Source organism: Xenorhabdus japonica, from assembly GCF_900115195.1.
In the GTDB taxonomy this organism is placed as follows: Bacteria; Pseudomonadota; Gammaproteobacteria; order Enterobacterales; family Enterobacteriaceae; genus Xenorhabdus; species Xenorhabdus japonica.
The window spans coordinates 1-17,201 of record NZ_FOVO01000009.1 but is presented as its reverse complement, the minus strand read 5'-3'; the positions used below and the strand labels follow the sequence as shown (position 1 = coordinate 17,201).

Here is a 17,201-nt window from a genome sequence, read left to right as displayed (position 1 = left end):
AACTGCATTCGCTGTGATGGGTCAATCTTTAACTGCTGTCTCCATAATGGAAAATCACCTGTCATACTTAACCCTTTTAAGCTCCTTGGTAGAGCTTTTGGTATGATCACAGGAAGCTTTCAGCTCCCCATGAAGCGCCAATCCGGTTATGGCTTATAGTTTTTGATCTGTCCTTGTAACCCCGTGATTTCCCTTAATTCGGATAAAACGGATTCCAGTTTTTGCCTTGACGCATTCGGCCCAACATAGATCCGTGTTAACTGTCCCTGTACCGGAGAAGAAGGAACTGTATATACCTGATGCCCCGAAAGACGTAGCTTTGCTAATATCTCATCAACTTTATCCGCATTTTTTAATGCACCAAGTTGAACAACATATGCTGTTGCCTGAGGAGCTTGTTTTGCTGACTTCGATTTAGTTTCCACTTTCCGCTGGGGAGGTACTTCATGTTTCACCGTTGGCTCAGGCAATACGTCTGTATCTGACTTTTGTTCCTGTAATTGCATCGCTTCCGCAGCATTTACAGGCGGTGTAGGCGGCACGCTTTGTGTCAATGGTGGGATCGAACTAATATCCTCACCATTATCAGATTTTGGCACCAAAGGAATTGAAGCAAATTGACTTTCGTTATATTTCTTATCGCCATCAAAAATTATAGGCAGAACAACCACGCTCAATGCGACAAGAACGAAGGTTCCAACCAAGCGATTTTGAAATTTACTTGCCATCTTCCTTGCCCTCCGCCAGTGTCTCCATAACATGTGCGACAGTATGGAAAGAACCACAAACCACTATGATATCTTGCACTGATGCGTCTTCTATTGCCTGTTGCCACGCTGTTTCCACGTCGGAGAATGTACGGGCGTGCATAAGATGCCCAGACAATACTTCAGCTTCTGCTCCCCTCAGTTCAAGCAATGATGCGCAGTACCATTCATCAATCTGTTGAGAAAGACAAGCAAGCGTACCCGCAATATCTTTGTCTCCCAACATGCCAATCACACCACGAATTTTACTGTCTGGGGAACGAGGCCGTTCTGCCAATTTTTGAACCAGATAGCCCGCAGCATGTGGATTATGGGCCACATCCAAAATGATTAGCGGATTTTCCCTGACAATTTGGAAACGTCCTGGTAATTGGGCATTTTTCAATCCTGCATGGATTGCCTGCTCATTAATAGCTCGGCTGACTTTGTCATCCTGCTGCAACAAGCAGTGGATCACTCCCATCGCAGTCGCTGCATTCGCCAATGGCAGATTAGGTAAAGGCAATTCATTGAATTGTTGATTGCCGCTTAACCAATTCCAGCTATTTTCATTCTGTGAAAAATGCCAATCAACACCACAACGAAAGAGCTTCGCCCCCAGTTCATCCGCAACATCAGCAATTGAGCGGGGCATATCATGCTCCCCCACCACCGCAAAATGCCCACGACGAAAAATACCGGCTTTTTCACGACCAATATGTTCGCGATCGGCTCCCAGCCAATCCGTATGATCCAGTGCAATGCTGGTGATGGCGGCAATATCAGCATCGACGATATTGGTGGCGTCCAAACGACCGCCTAATCCGACTTCTAAAATCACAACATCAAGATCAGCTTCTTTAAAAAGCTGTAATGCTGCCAATGTTCCGTATTCAAAATAGGTTAATGAGATATCGCCACGCTGGGTTTCAATCGCTGCGAATACACGACAGAAATCTTGTTCCGTTGGTTCTTTACCCTGAATACGAACTCTTTCGGTATAGCGAACCAAATGTGGGGAACTGTACACACCGACCTTAAGCCCTGCAGCCAGAAAAATAGACTCAAGAGTATGGCAAGTAGTCCCTTTGCCATTGGTGCCTGACACTGTGATGATTTTTAGTGCAGGGTTCAATAAACCTAATTGGCGACCAAGTTTCCCTACACGCTCAAGCCCCATATCAATGGCTTTGGCATGTAAGTTTTCTAAGTAGGAAAGCCACGTCATCAATGGCGACGTGGCTTGAGGAATTTGCAAAATATCAGACATCTTCTTTATTAGGATTGATGTTTATCTCAGCTTCGACATCAACAGATTCAATAACGATTTCTTCTACTGACTCCGCTTTTGTGCCCAGCTGCGGCTTGTGGGTCAACATTGCAAGCAGGCTGGCAACCTTATCACGTATTTCTGTACGAGGTACAATCATGTCAATCGCACCTTTCGTCAATAAGAATTCACTGCGCTGGAAACCTTCCGGCAGTTTTTCACGCACGGTTTGTTCGATTACGCGAGGGCCAGCAAAACCAATCAATGCCTTAGGTTCAGCGATATTGATATCACCAAGCATTCCCAGACTTGCCGTCACTCCACCCATTGTTGGATTGGTCAGAACGCAGATATAAGGCAAACCGCGATCTTGCATTTTTGCCAGCGCAGCACTGGTTTTTGCCATCTGCATCAGTGACATCAGAGCTTCCTGCATACGCGCTCCGCCACTGGAAGTAAAACAGACGAATGGGCAGCTGTCTTCCAGAGCTTGTTCAACAGCACGGACAAAACGGGCACCAACAACAGAACCCATTGAGCCGCCCATAAAATTAAATTCAAAGGAACCTGCCACAACTGGCATATCATGCAGCTTGCCTTTCATCACGATCAGCGCATCTTTTTCTTGCGTCTGCTTCTGAGCAGCAGTTAAGCGATCTTTGTATTTTTTGGTATCACGGAATTTCAGGATATCTTTAGGTTCCAGCTCACTGCCTAATTCAGTGCCAGTGCCTTCATCCAAAAATGAATTCAATCTATTACGGGCTGAAATACGCATGTGATGGTCACATTTCGGACATACTTCAAGATTACGCTCTAATTCAGCACGATAAAGTACCTGACCACAACTGTCGCATTTTGTCCAAACTCCTTCAGGTATGCTTGCCTTACGAGTTTGCATAATTTTGCTTTTATTTAGAATTTTTTCTATCCAGCTCATTAATGAACCTTTCCGTCTGAACCTGGCTGCTGCCAGCTTTTGTTTTACGTGCCATTAAACCACAATGCTATTGCAGTGTGGATAAAAAACTGCTCAAACCTATTTACGGTTATCTACTTAGCTATCTACTGTACTTCCTGCCGCTTTTTTTGATGTAGCACGGCGATGACGCCAAACTTCTATAACGCCAGGCAAAATAGAAATAAAGATTATCGCAACAATCAATAATTTCAGATTATCCTGTATAATTGGCATATCACCGAATAAATAACCCGCATAAGTGAATAATAGCACCCAAATAAATGCACCGATTACATTATAAACAGCAAAGTGACGGTAAGACATTTTCCCCATCCCTGCAACGAACGGTGCAAATGTTCTAATAATTGGCACAAACCGAGCCAAAATGATTGCTTTCCCGCCATGTTTTTCATAAAACTCATGAGTCTTACCTAAATAACTACGACGAAAAATTTTTGAATTTGGATTGGTAAATAGTTTCTCACCAAAAATTCTACCGATGGTATAGTTTACAGCATCACCAATAATTGCGGCTGTAATCATCAAGGCTGCCATGATATGTACATTAAGATCATTGGAGCCTAACGCAGATAGTGCACCAGCCACAAATAACAAGGAATCTCCCGGTAAAAATGGCGTAACCACTAAACCCGTCTCGCAAAATACGATCAGGAATAAAATGCCATATACCCAACTACCATAGTCCCTAACCAATTCCTTTAAGTGAGCATCAATGTGTAAAATAAAATCGATAATGAATTTCGCAAAGTCAACAAAATGAGTCAAAAACTCCATAATATTCCTCGTTATGACCAAACATCCCTGTCATTATTCGAAAATGTCAGATTAAATCATTTCCCAGAAATAGTGGCCCCATAATGGGTTCAGGTAAACCAAAACACGCAGGATAATCTACAGCAACTAAATATAAGCCCTCGGCTTTAGCTGTTGCTGCCGCTTTTGTCCTGTCTTTCAGTGCTAATAATTCAGCCATCCAACCAATGCCCTGATTACCGCAGCCAATCTCCAGCAGACTGCCAACAATATTACGTACCATGTGATGGACGAAGGCATTCGCCTTAATGTCAACGACAATATAATGCCCGTGCCGACTAACATTAATATGCATCATATTGCGCCACGGTGAATTGGACTGGCACTGCACTGCTCTGAAGGAAGTAAAATCATTTTCCCCCAATAAGCTTTGCGCCGCTTCATGCATTTTTTGCTCATCCAATGGATAATGAAAATGCGTGACACCCTGTGCCAATACCGCTGGACGATAGCGATGATTGAAAATCACATAACGATAACGGCGAGCCGTTGCACTGAAACGAGCATGAAATTCATCATCCACCGTTTTGACCCAACGTACCGCAATAGCTGGAGGTAAATAAGTATTTACTCCCATTGTCCATGCGGCATCTTTACGTTGTACCGAAGTTTCAAAATGGACTACCTGCCCAGTCGCGTGTACACCTGCATCCGTTCTACCCGCACAGAAAACTGAAATTGGCTCATTAGCTACTTTCGACAGCGCTTTTTCCAAACATTCCTGTACGCTTTTCACTTCTTGCTGACGCTGCCAACCATAATATCGACTGCCGTCATATTCAATCCCCAGTGCAATTTTCACTTTCTTTGCCTCTGGCACAGACTGACTCAGCTCTGTATCAGACATCAGTAAAATTGCTCCTGCATCAGTTTTTCTGCGATTTCAATCGCCATTAATGCGCCACCAAAACGGATATTATCGGCAACCGACCAAAATTGCAGCATTTCTGGCATACCGTAATCATTGCGCAGACAACCTATGCTTAAAACATCACTACCTGAAGCATCAGTTACTTGAGTCGGATAATCACCCTCTTCTGAGACCTGAATTTCTTCAAGACGTTCAAATTCACCGCGAGCTTCTTCTATGCCAACCGGACGCAGTGTTTCTACACTCACCATCTGTCCAATACCATAGAAAACAGAAGACTGGACACAGCTTACGGAAACCGATATCCCTTCATCCTGCAATATCCTGCGAACTTGATCGACGATACGACGTTCTTCACGCACCGTACCTTCTGCATCGGGCAATAAAGGTAGTAGATTGAAAGCCAATTGTTTGTTGAAAAACCCTTCATCCGGAGGAATGCCATTTAATAAACGAGCACTCTGCCCTGCCAGTTCATCAATGGCTGCTTTGCCATGAACGGAAACTGGCAATATATTAGTCAGATGTAAACGGGCAATTCCAGCCGCATCGATCAATGGCTTAATGGCAGTCAGAACCTGACTTGTTGAACTATCTGCCACAGCAATGATGTTACGGTTACGATATTCAGCCAATGCGTATGGGTTAACGCCAGGAACAACCAAAGGCACATCCGGCTCTGCCGCAAATAAGCCACTGCTATCGATCACCAGACAGCCAGATTCTGTTGCTTTTTCAATATGCTGTGCTGTTACTTCCATCGTCGCGGCAAAAAAAGCGAGTTGTACTTGTGACCAGTCAAATTCTTCCGCATCACGAACAGTAATGTTTTTTCCATTAAAACGCTGAATCTTTCCGACACTTTGTTCACTGGCAAGAAGATGCAGTTCACCAACCGGAAATTGGCGTTCCTGTAATAACGCCAATATCGCTTCACCTACTGCGCCTGTTGCACCCAAAAGCGCAATATTCCAACCTTCTGACATGTTGGTTTTCTCCACATCTCTTATTTTGCTGACAGGCAGGAACCTGCCTGTATTAAATTACTTTTGCATTAAATCCAATTCTGGACAGTAATTGAGCGCTTTCTTCTGAATCACAATGCACGGTCAGGGAAGACCATTCCCGACGTTCTGGATAGTGCTTGCGTAACTGATCAAAAGCGCCCTCCTGAGCCGCAACCTGACGTAAGGGTGCATCATCACGGCGCACATCATACACTAAATGCATCAAACGCTTGAGGACGCTTTGTGTCACTTCTCCCTGCACCGTAACCTGACTAAAATCAGGTGTTGGCAACAGATCTGCTAACTCCGTCTTGCGAGGTTGTTCCAAGAACTCACAATAAGCCTCAAAAACCTGAGTTGTACCACGAGCTTTGCCTTCCAGAGTATAACCAGCAATATGAGGAGTACCAATATCAACTAAAGCCAACAGGGGTAGAGAAAGGTTAGGCTCTGGTTCCCAAACATCAAGCACTACACGTAATTTTTTCCCATTTTGCAGTACGGAAAGTAATGCTTGATTGTCAACCACTTCACCGCGGCTGGCATTAATTAAAATTCGGTTATCCGGTAGTGCAGAAAGTAATTCTGCATCGGCCAAATGATAGGTCTGATATGGGCCAGATTGATTAAGAGGTGTATGAAAAGTCAGAATATCCGCTTCTTTCACTAATTTTTCTAAAGGCCAAAACTCCCCCTCATCACCACGATCTGCACGGGGAGGATCGCACAATAACGTCTTCACGCCCAAAGCTGCCAGTCTGACAGCCAAGCGTCCGCCGACATTACCAACACCGACAATACCGACAGTTTTATCTTTAAGCTGAAATTGATCTTGCTCTGCCAATAGCATCAATGCCGAGAATACATACTCAACCACAGCAATGGCGTTACATCCAGGGGCGGCGGAAAAACCAATCCCTGCCTGAGACAACCACTGCTGATCAACATGATCCATTCCCGCAGTGGCAGTTCCCACAAATTTCACCGAACTGCCTTGCAACAAGGATTCATTGACTTTAGTGACAGATCTAACCATAAAGGCATCGGCATCGTCCAAAACTCCCTCGGGTACTGGACGACCGGGGATTGCCTGTACTTCGCCCAATTGCTGAAAGAGTTGTTCAGCATAAGGCATATTTTCATCAACCAGAATTTTCACTTTTCTCATCCAACGGCTTAAATGGGCGTAATTTGCTATTCTGCCACTTTATCCGCATAAAACCTATATGCCTTCTATCTTTATGAATCTGGCTCCCATATTTACTGCCATCATTGCTATCTTGGTTCTCCATGAAGAAATGCACAGTTATCACGTGATCGGAGGCAGCATTGTTCTGGCTGGTGTGATACTCGCACAACAGTTACGCATCCCACTTACTCGCGGGAAGCCTGAATACAATTCTTACCAGTAACCCACCTAACACCTCACTGGGTAAAAGCTGGAGAGTGGCATCGTGATAGAGGCTGATTTCTTTAACAATCGTCAGCCCTAATCCTGCCCCCTCCAGCCCTGCTGCATTATCCAAACGGTTAAACGCCATAAGCGATTGATGGATATCTTCTTGGGCGATACCCGGTCCTGAATCATCGATCTCAAAGCAAGCCTGTTTTTTATCTGGCATTATGCCCACTCTTCCCGTCACCACTCCCATTTGCGGGGTATATTTGATGGCATTGTCCAGTAAATTGGCGCACATTTCGGCTAACAATAGGGGATCTCCCCTGATCCATAAGGCATCTTCCCCTTCGTAACCTAAGTCAATATTTTTGCTCTCTGCTTGCTGTAAACGGGAAAAGCAGGCTTGTTGCAATAGCGCCACGATATTGACTGTCTGATAGTTTTGTATTGCTTCTTTTTCATGCACTTTAAGCTGTGAAAGCCGTAATAAGCGATTAGTCAATAAGATCATGTTATCCAAGCTCTTATCAATCGCCGTCAGTATGCTATCCCTCTGCTCTTGATCACCACGTGCTACAGCAACCTGCATTTTCAATACAGCTAAAGGTGTTCTCAATTGATGAGAAGCGTCCGCACTGAACCGCTCTTGGCGTCCAACCATTAATTTCAACCTTTCGATATATCGGTTAATTGATTGAAGTAACGGGGAAAGTTCAGACCACGGTAAAATATTTGGCAATGGTGTTAAATCATTAGCAGAACGGAGAACCATAATGCCTGAAAGTTTTTGCAGCGGTTTAAGTAATAGCTTGAGCAGGATATAAGCAAGGAGCAATGTCAGTAATACGACAGTCCCCTGATTAACCAACGAAGAGAGCAGTAATTGGCGAGCCATATATTGACGGGAAATTACCGTTTCAGCCACCACTATCAATGCCATCCCCATGATGCCATCCTCATTGATAGGCTGATACAACCCAACTACACGTATAGGATGTCCCTGATATTCCGCATCATAAAAGTAAGCCAATGCCGTATACAAAGATGAACGCTGGATATTCTGCGGTATTCGAGGAAGGTCATCATAACCAGAAATCGTCTCTCCTTCCGGGGAGATAACTTGGTAGTACAAGCGCTCATTCGTATTTCGCTCGAAGTTGTCCAAAACAACATAAGGTACATCAACGATCAAGTTCTGATTCCGGACAGTCAGACGTTCAGCGACTGTTCTTGCTGATGCAAGCAGCGTTCTATCATAAGCCAACATTGCTGCATTGCTCACACTGATATACTGACTATAAACAGAAGCACAACCCAGTAACAGTAGCGGTAAACCAAAGAACAACAACAATTGATGGAATAATGATCTCGGTATTTTCAAGTGTTTTGTATTTTCAAACATTTCGTATTTTCAAACAGTTTTTATTTTAAAATAGATCTTATTTTCAAATAGTTCTTATTTTCAAATAGTTAATTGCATCAGCTGCTCCAGTCGATACCCTAACCCCCGCAATGTTTTGATCCCTACATCACTATTAAGTAATTTTTTCCGCAATCGATGAACATACAGCTCTATGCTTTGTGGATTTGCTTCATCTGATAGAGAAAATACCTGCTCAAACAGTTGTTGTTTAGAGACCTGACGCCCTCGGCGATGAAATAATGCTGTTAAAACAGATAATTCTCTGGGCGTCAGAACCAACGGTACATTATTTAATACAAAATACCCTTCGCCTTCATAAGTCAATGATCCGAATTTCTGTGTTTCTTGCGGTATCGCTGTACCACGACGCAATAATGCGCGAATACGGGCTTCCAGCTCCTGAAAATCAAAAGGCTTAGTCAGGTAATCATCAGCACCAGAATTCAACCCCCTCACACGATCCGCAACGTCTGTTTTGGCGGTCAATAACAATACGGGTAAGTTTTGATCACGTTTACGTAAGCGGGATAACAGAGACAATCCATCCAATCTGGGTAAAGCAACATCCAAAACCAATAAAGCATAATTTTCAGTCTGCAAAAGCTGATCTGCCACAATACCATCTTCAGCCAGATCAACCACAAACCCAGAATTATTCAATGCCTTCTGTAACCAATGTGATAACTCTGGATGATCTTCAACCAATAAGAGACGCATGAATAATACCTCTTGTTAAAATAAACCAGAGAAATAAAGCGGAGATATTGCACAATTTCAATATTAAGATTTAGCAATTGCTCACGAGTTAACAAAAATATAATTAGAAACAATTTGTTAACATAATTTTGTGAAATTCTGCGCAAATTAAGCGATTAAAGTCACATCCAGATGATTTTTTTGTTAATGAAAGGTAATTGAAAGGTTTCACTTATATAAATAAACATGCGCCAGAAATTTGTCGTTCATATCCTTTACTGGTGCTATGTGAGGAATCAACATGAAAACTTTCAAAACATTATTAACTGCTGCAAGCCTGCTTATTTGTACCTGCGCTTTTGCAACTTCTGCTCCTAATAGAACTGAATGTATTGCTCCTGCCAAACCCGGTGGTGGTTTCGATTTAACCTGCAAACTCGTCCAGATTTCACTATTGGAAACTAAAACTATAGACTCTCCCATGCGGGTGACATTTATGCCCGGAGGTGTCGGTGCAGTTGCTTACAATGCCATCATTGCCCAACGACCTGCTGAGCCCGGTACTGTCGTCGCCTTTTCCGGAGGTTCTTTATTAAATCTTGCACAAGGAAAATTTGGTCGCTACAACGTAAATGATGTGCGCTGGCTGGCTAGTGCCGGTACAGACTACGGCATGATTGCTGTGCGCCATGATTCCCCTTACAAAACCCTGACAGATTTGATGGATGCTTTTAAAAAAGTTCCCGATAGCATTGTGTTTGGTGCAGGTGCTTCCATCGGTAGTCAAGACTGGATGAAAACAGCATTACTGGCAAAAGAGGTTGGTATTGATCCCCGCAAAATGCGCTATGTCGCTTTTGAAGGTGGTGGCGAACCTATTACTGCGCTATTGGGTAATCATATTCAAGTTGTATCCGGTGATTTGAGTGAAACTTTGCCTTATATCAATGGTGATAAAATCCGCATACTCGCTGTTTATGCAGATAAACGCCTAGACGGTGATCTGGCAAATATTCCAACAGCAAAAGAACAGGGCTATAACCTCGTCTGGCCAGTCATTCGTGGTTTTTATATGGGGCCAAAAGTTTCTGATGAACAATATCAATGGTGGGTGGATACTTTTAAAAAACTCCAACAATCTGATGAATTTAAAAAACAACGTGAACTACGCGGATTATTTGAATTCAACATGACTGGCAAAGAGTTGGATGACTATGTGAAAAAACAAGTTATTCAATACCATGAGATGGCAAAATCCTTTGGTTTAGCAAAATAACAGAGGTGGCATCATGAGCGATCGTATCTTTGCTACTGTATGGCTAGTGCTATGTGGAATAGGGCTGGTCATTGGATGGGGAATCCATAGCGAATACAGCTATGAGCCTCTGGGCCCCCGCCCATTCCCAATCGCTATTATTTCATTAATGGTGCTCTGTGCTTCACTGTTGCTATTGAAAAAACCTGATACCGTCCATTGGCCGACACCACAAGTATTACGTCGCTTAGTTTTGTTGATTGTCTCGCTAGCCATGTATGCATGGTCATTTGAGTGGCTGGGTTTTCCATTAGCAACCACATTATTGACTATCTGTGTGGCATTACTTTTTAACGCCACACTCCTTACTGCGATTATTTCTGGTGTATTTCTCGGTAGTTCACTCTTTTTTGCTTTTGATCGTCTGTTAGATGTCACTTTGCCAATTGGCAGTTGGCTCAGTTAAGGAGATAACGATGGATACTTGGGTATATCTGAGCCAAGGTTTTGAAGTCGCATTAGTACCCAAAAACTTGCTCATTGCACTAATTGGTTGTTTTATTGGTACTGTTGTTGGATTATTGCCCGGCCTTGGCCCCATAAATGGGGTAGCGATCTTGCTACCACTGGCTTTTGCACTGAAATTGCCTGCCGAATCTGCCTTAATTCTACTGGCAACCGTTTACATTGGTTGCGAATATGGCGGCCGTATATCTTCGATCTTACTGAATGTACCGGGAGATGCGGCAGCGATCATGACAACCCTTGATGGTTACCCAATGGCAAAACAGGGGCGGGCAGGCGTAGCTCTCTCTATTTCGGCCGTTAGTTCATTTTGTGGTTCACTTTTGGCCATCATTGGAATTATTTTGTTTGCCCCCCTTCTTGCAGAATGGTCTTTGGCATTTGGGCCGGCAGAGTATTTTGCATTAATGGTTTTTGCTATTGCCTGTCTCGGCAGCATGATGAGTCAAAATCCCGTAAAATCATTATTTGCAGCCTTAATGGGTCTAGGCTTGGCAACTGTAGGTGTAGACTCCAATACTGGTGTTTATCGTTTCACTTTTAATAACGTGCACCTCTCCGATGGTATTCAATTTATCGTTGTTGTTATCGGGCTGTTTTCAGTCAGTGAAATATTATTGATGCTGGAAAGTACTTCGACAGGTCAAAAAGTAATAAAAAAAACGGGACGCTTACTATTCAATAGAAAAGAAGCGGCAACTTGCGTGGGGCCAACTTTACGTTCTTCAGCCATTGGTTTTTTCGTGGGGATATTACCCGGTGCAGGAGCTACAATCGCCAGTGCAATTACATACATGACAGAAAAACGACTCAGTGGTAACAGTGATTCATTTGGCAAAGGTGATATTCGTGGTGTGGCTGCACCAGAAGCCGCTAATAACGCGTCAGCTTGTGGTTCATTCATTCCCATGCTGACTCTCGGTGTACCCGGCTCAGGTACAACAGCTGTGATGATAGGGGCTTTGACACTTTATAATATTACGCCCGGCCCTACCATGTTCACAGAACAGCCTGATATCGTTTGGGGGCTCGTTGCAGCTTTGTTGATTGCCAATGTGTTATTGTTGATCATGAATATCCCGATGATTGGGATATTTACCCGTATGTTGAGTATTCCAACGTGGTTTCTGGTTCCTTCAATAGCCATTATTTCCGCAGTCGGAGTATATGCCGTCCACAGTACCACGTTTGATCTTATGTTAATGGTCGGGTTAGGTGTTTTCGGTTACATACTCCGAAAAATGAATTTCCCAATGTCACCACTGATATTGGGCTTCGTCTTAGGGGACATGCTAGAACAAAACTTACGACGGGCACTATCAATCAGCAACGGGAATTTTGAGATTCTGTGGAGTAGTACGATTGCTCAAGTTTTACTGGTTCTGGCGGTAATGGTAATTGTTGTCCCACCCGTTTTACGCATCATTAATAAACGCCGCAATCAATAACGCAGTAAAATCATAGCACCCTAATTAAAGTAACCAATCCACCTAATCAATGGATTGGTTATCATTTATTGCGCTGATAAATTTTTCAGTGCTTAAAAATCAGTTTGAATATTTGCGCATCACCAGGGATGCATTTGTACCGCCAAACCCGAAGCTATTGGACATTACTGTTCTTAGCTCGCGTTCGGTTGGTTCAGTAATAATATTCATGCCCTGTGCTTTTTCATCCAGGTTTTCAATATTGATGCTTGGTGCAATAATTCCATGCTCCAACATCAATAAGCTGTAAATCGCTTCATGGGCACCTGCTGCACCCAATGAGTGCCCTGTCATCGCCTTAGTGGCAGAAATGGCAGGTGTATTGTCGCCAAAAACCTCTCTAATGGCTTCCAGCTCTTTTAAATCACCAATGGGCGTCGAAGTTCCGTGGGTATTGATGTAATCGACTCCACCTTCAACACCATCTAATGCCATCTTCATACAACGCACAGCACCTTCCCCAGAAGGAGCGACCATATCCGCTCCATCTGAATTTGCCCCATAGCCAACAATCTCAGCGTAAATATGCGCACCACGTGCCAATGCGTGTTCTAATTCTTCAACAACAACAATACCGCCACCGCCAGCAATCACGAAACCGTCACGACTCTGATCATAAGTGCGGGAAGCTTGTTCCGGTGTTTCATTATATTTAGTAGAAAGTGCTCCCATTGCATCAAATTCACAAGCCATTTCCCAGCTTAATTCTTCACCACCCCCGGCAAAAATAACATCTTGCTTCCCGAGTTGAATTAATTCAACGGCATGCCCGATACAGTGTGCAGAAGTTGAGCAGGCAGAACTGATGGAGTAGTTGACTCCCTTGATTTTAAATGGTGTAGCTAAACAAGCTGATACGCCAGAAGCCATTGCACGCGTGACCATATAAGGCCCAACACCACGCAAACCACGGGCACGCATACCATCTGAACCAGCCACTTGGTTATAGGGAGAGCCGCCTCCTGAACCAACGACTAAACCAGTACGGAAATCAGAAACTTGTTCATCAGATAGGCCTGAATCTTTAATCGCCTCATCCATTGCCAGATAAGCATAAATAGATGCGTCACTCATAAAACGTAGGGTTTTGCGGTCAATCAAACCAGAAGTATCCAGCTTTACATTACCCCAAACATGGCTGCGCATTCCTATTTCTTTAAATTTTTCTGAGAAAGTTATCCCGGAACGGCCCTCTTTCAGAGATTCCAGCACCTCTTTCTGGTTATTACCAATACTGGAAACAATACCCAGACCAGTGATTACTGCACGTTTCATTACTTACCTCATCAATATGTTTACCTGCGGGATTTATTCACTCGCACTTTAGCGTACACTTGTACGCTGAACAAGTCCGATCAGGTTAAAAATTCACGAAAAAATTGATCTGGACTCAACTCTAAAGCTCTATCATAGGTGGTGCAAACAAATGAAGACCATTAAAATCCCCATATTATTGTTATCAACAGTACAGGCATTATTGTGAAAAACCGTACTATCAACAGCGCAACTCTAAGCTGGAATGAGCAGGGCACTCCCATTTCAGAGCAGTTTGATGATGTTTATTTTTCAAATCAAGATGGCTTAGAAGAAACTTTATATGTATTTTTGAAGGGTAATCATTTTCCTCAACGCTTTAATACACACTCTCGCCCAGAGTGTGTTATTGCAGAAACAGGATTCGGTACTGGGTTGAATTTTTTGACACTTTGGCGATCTTTTTCCCATTTTCGGCAACAACACCCTGAAGCTGCATTAAAACGACTCCATTATATCAGTTTTGAAAAATATCCATTAAAACCAGATGACCTGAAAACAACACACCAACGCTGGCCTGAACTTAACGAGTTTTCTGTCCAATTATGCCAACAATGGCCCTTAGCATTGGCGGGTTGCCATAGATTGATTCTGGCTAATGGAGCTATCACTCTGGATCTTTGGTTTGGAGATGTAAATGATTTATTACCGAAGATAAGTTCAAACCTGACAGGCAAAGTTGATGCCTGGTTTTTAGATGGTTTTGCACCCTCCAAAAATCCACAGATGTGGAGTGAACAGTTGTTCGCTGCAATGGCAAAATTTTGCCGCCCTGAAGGTACATTTGCAACATTTACATCTGCTGGTATCGTCCGCCAAGGATTACAAGAAGCCGGCTTTAATGTCAATAAACTTAAAGGTTTTGGGCGTAAAAGGGAGATGCTGATCGGTATCTTATCTCCATTAAATGACCCAACTCCCTTACCCGACACACCATGGTTTTCTCGCAAAGCCGCTCTTCATGCCGATGATATTGCAATTATCGGTGGCGGTATTGCCAGCGCACTGACCGCACTTGCTCTATTACGTCGTGGCGCTAAAGTCACACTATATTGTCAGGATAATCAGCCTTCTCAGAATGCATCAGGCAATCAACAAGGGGCCATTTATCCCTTATTGAATGGTAATGACGATCCATTAGAACGCTTCTTTACATCAGCATTTACTTTTGCCCGCCGTCAATATGATCAATTAATTGACGAAAATGTATTGTTTGATCATCAATGGTGTGGTGTCAGCCAATTAGCTTATGATGAAAAAAGTGCGAATAAAATTGGCAAAATGCTACGAACAGTATGGCCAGAAGAAATCGCGCTTGGCATGAACCGCAAACAATTAAGCCATGTAAGTGGATTGGATGTGAATTATGATGGTATTTACTATCCACGAGGAGGATGGTTATACCCAGCACAACTCACCCAAGCGGTAATTAAACTTGCTGAACAGCGTGGAATGCAGATTTATTTTAATCATAAAGTAACGCAGCTTATTCAAAGTGAGAACGGCTGGCAGTTACAAATTGAACATAAGGAAAACCTGCAATACAAAAATCACAATGTTGTCATTATTGCTAATGGTCACTGTCTGCCACAATTTGAACAAACTAAAAAACTTCCTGTAACCGCTGTTCGTGGGCAAGTTAGCCATATCCCAACTACAAATAACCTGCGCCAATTAAAAAGTGTACTGTGTTACGATGGTTACATGACACCCGTTAATCCTAATAATCAATATCACTGTATCGGTGCCAGTTATCAGCGCAAGCAATTGGATACACAATATTCTTCTGTCGAACAACAAGAAAACCGTGAACGTTTATTAAAATGTTTTCCTGATGTTGACTGGCCGCAAGAAATTGATATTTCAGAAGAGAAATCCCGCCAGGGTATACGGTGTGTCATTCGGGATCATATGCCGATGATTGGAAATGTTCCTGTTTTAAGTGAACTTATGGATAAATATGCAAATTTATCTCAGCAAGTAAATGCCGATAAGGTCATTGAAGAGTCTCCTTGTTACCCAAATTTATTTGTTCTTGGTGCGTTAGGTTCGCGTGGATTATGTTCTACTCCTTTAAGCGCAGAATTACTGGCTAGCCAGATTTTTGGAGAAGCCCTGCCACTTGATGATGAGACATTAGCAGCGTTACACCCAAACCGCTTTTGGGTTAGAAAGCTATTACGCGGCAAAGCCGTTAAAACAGAAAAACCTTAAAGAAGTTGATCTTTTTACACCAGGTATGCAGGTATAGAAAAAGTCATATCTGGTGTAAACTCCAAGATCTTTATTCTCAAAAACTAGAACCATGCTCAAGCTCATTATCTTATTCAGACATAGTGGATACAGTGAACAACTGTTTCATTACACAACGTTGTTCTTCAGCAAATCCATAAACAATTTTATTCAATTAATAGAAAAAATATATTCTAAAAACATATCTGCAAAGGTTAGGTTTTTCTACATTAGTGAGTATTCAATAACATAAACCTCATTGCGGCAATGATTATACCAGAAAAACCAAACATTATTGTTATCATCCATTTTGTTTGGGAAAATATCTTATCAGACATGCTTTCATGTATAGATGATATTCTCTGATGTATAGATAAAATATCTTTCTTTATTGAAGCGATATCTTTCTCCATTGAAGCTATATTCTCGTGTACAGATAACATTTCACTATTCAATGATGAGATATCCTTACGCATAGATACCATTTCACTACTCAATGATGAGATATCCTTGCTCATAGATACCATTTCACTACTCAGTAACGACATATCACTGCGAACGGATGCCATCTCCTTATAAATCAATAAATTAATACTCTCAACGTCCGCCTTTGTCGCATAATTTGATTTTATAACGGCAATATCTGTTTTTAATTGTGCAACATCTGACTCCAGATTTCCAACTCTTTGCTCCAATGTTGTACTCATCTCTTTTTTCCCAGAATATTTTAAGTAACTAAAATTTATCGAATCAGGTAACAAAATTATTTTATTATTTTCAGTATAATATCCGTATTCACTTTGAACAGAAAACCTTTCCTGTTTCATCTTACTATCTCCTGAATAATACTATCTCCTGAAATATCCCTTTCAACTCCAATAATCACACATTTATAACAATATCTTATTTAGGTATTTAAGTTACCTCAAAATGTAAAAAACATGCATTCTTACTATATTATTTCACCAAATTATTTCACCAACTTTATCAGTCTTACATTTTTTAATCATCAGGCGTTCTATTAATAACACGATCATTTAAAAAAACAATAGTAATAAAAAGAATGCTATTAATTTAATTATTAACTGCTTGGATTCACATATTAAGCGCAACACCGTAATGAACGAAGTAAATGAGTGGGTATTCCTTTAAATAACTCATTCGGTGTTTTGTAATCTCGT

The 17,201-nt window shown here is 42.3% G+C and carries 15 protein-coding genes and 1 pseudogene; 5 read left to right on the top strand and 11 right to left on the bottom strand.

Going from position 1 to position 17,201, the window contains the following annotated elements; all coding sequences use genetic code 11:
* Positions 1–146 precede the first annotated feature (146 nt).
* From dedD to pdxB, 7 genes are all read right to left on the bottom strand, one after another.
* Positions 147–728: a cell division protein DedD gene (dedD, locus tag BM135_RS05465; RefSeq protein WP_092518625.1), complete on the bottom strand. Its 582-nt coding sequence runs from the start codon at positions 726–728 to the stop codon at positions 147–149.
* Positions 718–2,016, bottom strand: coding sequence for a bifunctional tetrahydrofolate synthase/dihydrofolate synthase (gene folC / locus BM135_RS05460; RefSeq protein WP_092518623.1), 1,299 nt, complete (start codon positions 2,014–2,016; stop codon positions 718–720). The genes dedD and folC overlap by 11 nt, the downstream gene beginning before the upstream one ends.
* Positions 2,009–2,956, bottom strand: a complete 948-nt coding sequence (gene accD, locus BM135_RS05455) for an acetyl-CoA carboxylase, carboxyltransferase subunit beta (protein ID WP_092518622.1) — start codon at positions 2,954–2,956, stop codon at positions 2,009–2,011. Before accD ends, folC begins: the two co-directional genes overlap by 8 nt.
* Positions 2,957–3,073: 117 nt before the next feature.
* Positions 3,074–3,772, bottom strand: a complete 699-nt coding sequence (locus tag BM135_RS05450; RefSeq protein ID WP_092518621.1) for a DedA family protein — start codon at positions 3,770–3,772, stop codon at positions 3,074–3,076.
* Between the two features lie 46 nt (positions 3,773–3,818).
* Positions 3,819–4,658, bottom strand: coding sequence for a tRNA pseudouridine(38-40) synthase TruA (gene truA / locus BM135_RS05445; RefSeq protein ID WP_092518620.1), 840 nt, complete (start codon positions 4,656–4,658; stop codon positions 3,819–3,821).
* Positions 4,658–5,668, bottom strand: a complete 1,011-nt coding sequence (locus tag BM135_RS05440; RefSeq protein ID WP_092518619.1) for an aspartate-semialdehyde dehydrogenase — start codon at positions 5,666–5,668, stop codon at positions 4,658–4,660. Before BM135_RS05440 ends, truA begins: the two co-directional genes overlap by 1 nt.
* Positions 5,669–5,720: 52 nt before the next feature.
* Positions 5,721–6,848, bottom strand: a complete 1,128-nt coding sequence (pdxB, locus tag BM135_RS05435) for a 4-phosphoerythronate dehydrogenase PdxB (RefSeq protein WP_092518618.1) — start codon at positions 6,846–6,848, stop codon at positions 5,721–5,723.
* A gap of 73 nt (positions 6,849–6,921) precedes the next feature.
* Between pdxB and BM135_RS05430 the strand changes: the two are divergent.
* Positions 6,922–7,101, top strand: a pseudogene (locus tag BM135_RS05430) (EamA family transporter); the annotation flags it as partial.
* Here BM135_RS05430 and BM135_RS05425 read toward each other — a convergent pair.
* Both BM135_RS05425 and tctD read right to left on the bottom strand, forming a co-directional pair.
* Complete coding sequence (locus tag BM135_RS05425; protein WP_092518617.1) at positions 7,051–8,490, bottom strand: sensor histidine kinase; 1,440 nt, start codon at positions 8,488–8,490, stop codon at positions 7,051–7,053. The pseudogene BM135_RS05430 and the gene BM135_RS05425 overlap by 51 nt on opposite strands.
* 60 nt (positions 8,491–8,550) lie before the next feature.
* Positions 8,551–9,228 carry a transcriptional regulator TctD gene (gene tctD / locus BM135_RS05420; protein WP_092518616.1) on the bottom strand — a complete coding sequence of 226 codons (678 nt, stop codon included), beginning with the start codon at positions 9,226–9,228 and terminating at the stop codon, positions 8,551–8,553.
* A 280-nt stretch (positions 9,229–9,508) separates the two neighbouring features.
* Between tctD and BM135_RS05415 the strand changes: the two genes are divergently transcribed.
* Genes BM135_RS05415 through BM135_RS05405 form a run of 3 tightly spaced genes read left to right on the top strand, consistent with a single transcriptional unit; the run spans position 9,509 to position 12,435 of the window.
* Positions 9,509–10,483 (top strand): Bug family tripartite tricarboxylate transporter substrate binding protein, encoded by a 975-nt coding sequence (locus tag BM135_RS05415; RefSeq protein WP_092518615.1) that lies wholly within the window; start codon positions 9,509–9,511, stop codon positions 10,481–10,483.
* A 13-nt stretch (positions 10,484–10,496) separates the two neighbouring features.
* Positions 10,497–10,928: a tripartite tricarboxylate transporter TctB family protein gene (locus BM135_RS05410; RefSeq protein WP_092518613.1), complete on the top strand. Its 432-nt coding sequence runs from the start codon at positions 10,497–10,499 to the stop codon at positions 10,926–10,928.
* Positions 10,929–10,938: 10 nt separating this feature from the next.
* Positions 10,939–12,435 (top strand): tripartite tricarboxylate transporter permease, encoded by a 1,497-nt coding sequence (locus tag BM135_RS05405; protein ID WP_092518611.1) that lies wholly within the window; start codon positions 10,939–10,941, stop codon positions 12,433–12,435.
* 99 nt (positions 12,436–12,534) lie between these two features.
* Here BM135_RS05405 and fabB read toward each other — a convergent pair whose 3' ends face one another.
* Positions 12,535–13,749 (bottom strand): beta-ketoacyl-ACP synthase I, encoded by a 1,215-nt coding sequence (gene fabB, locus BM135_RS05400; RefSeq protein ID WP_092518609.1) that lies wholly within the window; start codon positions 13,747–13,749, stop codon positions 12,535–12,537.
* A gap of 204 nt (positions 13,750–13,953) precedes the next feature.
* On the opposite strand from fabB, the gene mnmC reads away from it, so the two are divergent.
* On the top strand, positions 13,954–16,002 hold the full coding sequence (gene mnmC / locus BM135_RS05395) for a bifunctional tRNA (5-methylaminomethyl-2-thiouridine)(34)-methyltransferase MnmC2/FAD-dependent 5-carboxymethylaminomethyl-2-thiouridine(34) oxidoreductase MnmC1 (protein WP_092518607.1): 2,049 nt from the start codon (positions 13,954–13,956) through the stop codon (positions 16,000–16,002).
* Positions 16,003–16,250: 248 nt separating this feature from the next.
* On the opposite strand, the gene BM135_RS05390 is transcribed toward mnmC, so the two are convergent.
* A complete protein-coding gene (locus BM135_RS05390) occupies positions 16,251–16,847 on the bottom strand; it encodes a CCDC90 family protein (protein ID WP_245737298.1) in 597 nt (198 codons plus the stop codon).
* Between the last annotated feature and the right edge of the window lie 354 nt (positions 16,848–17,201).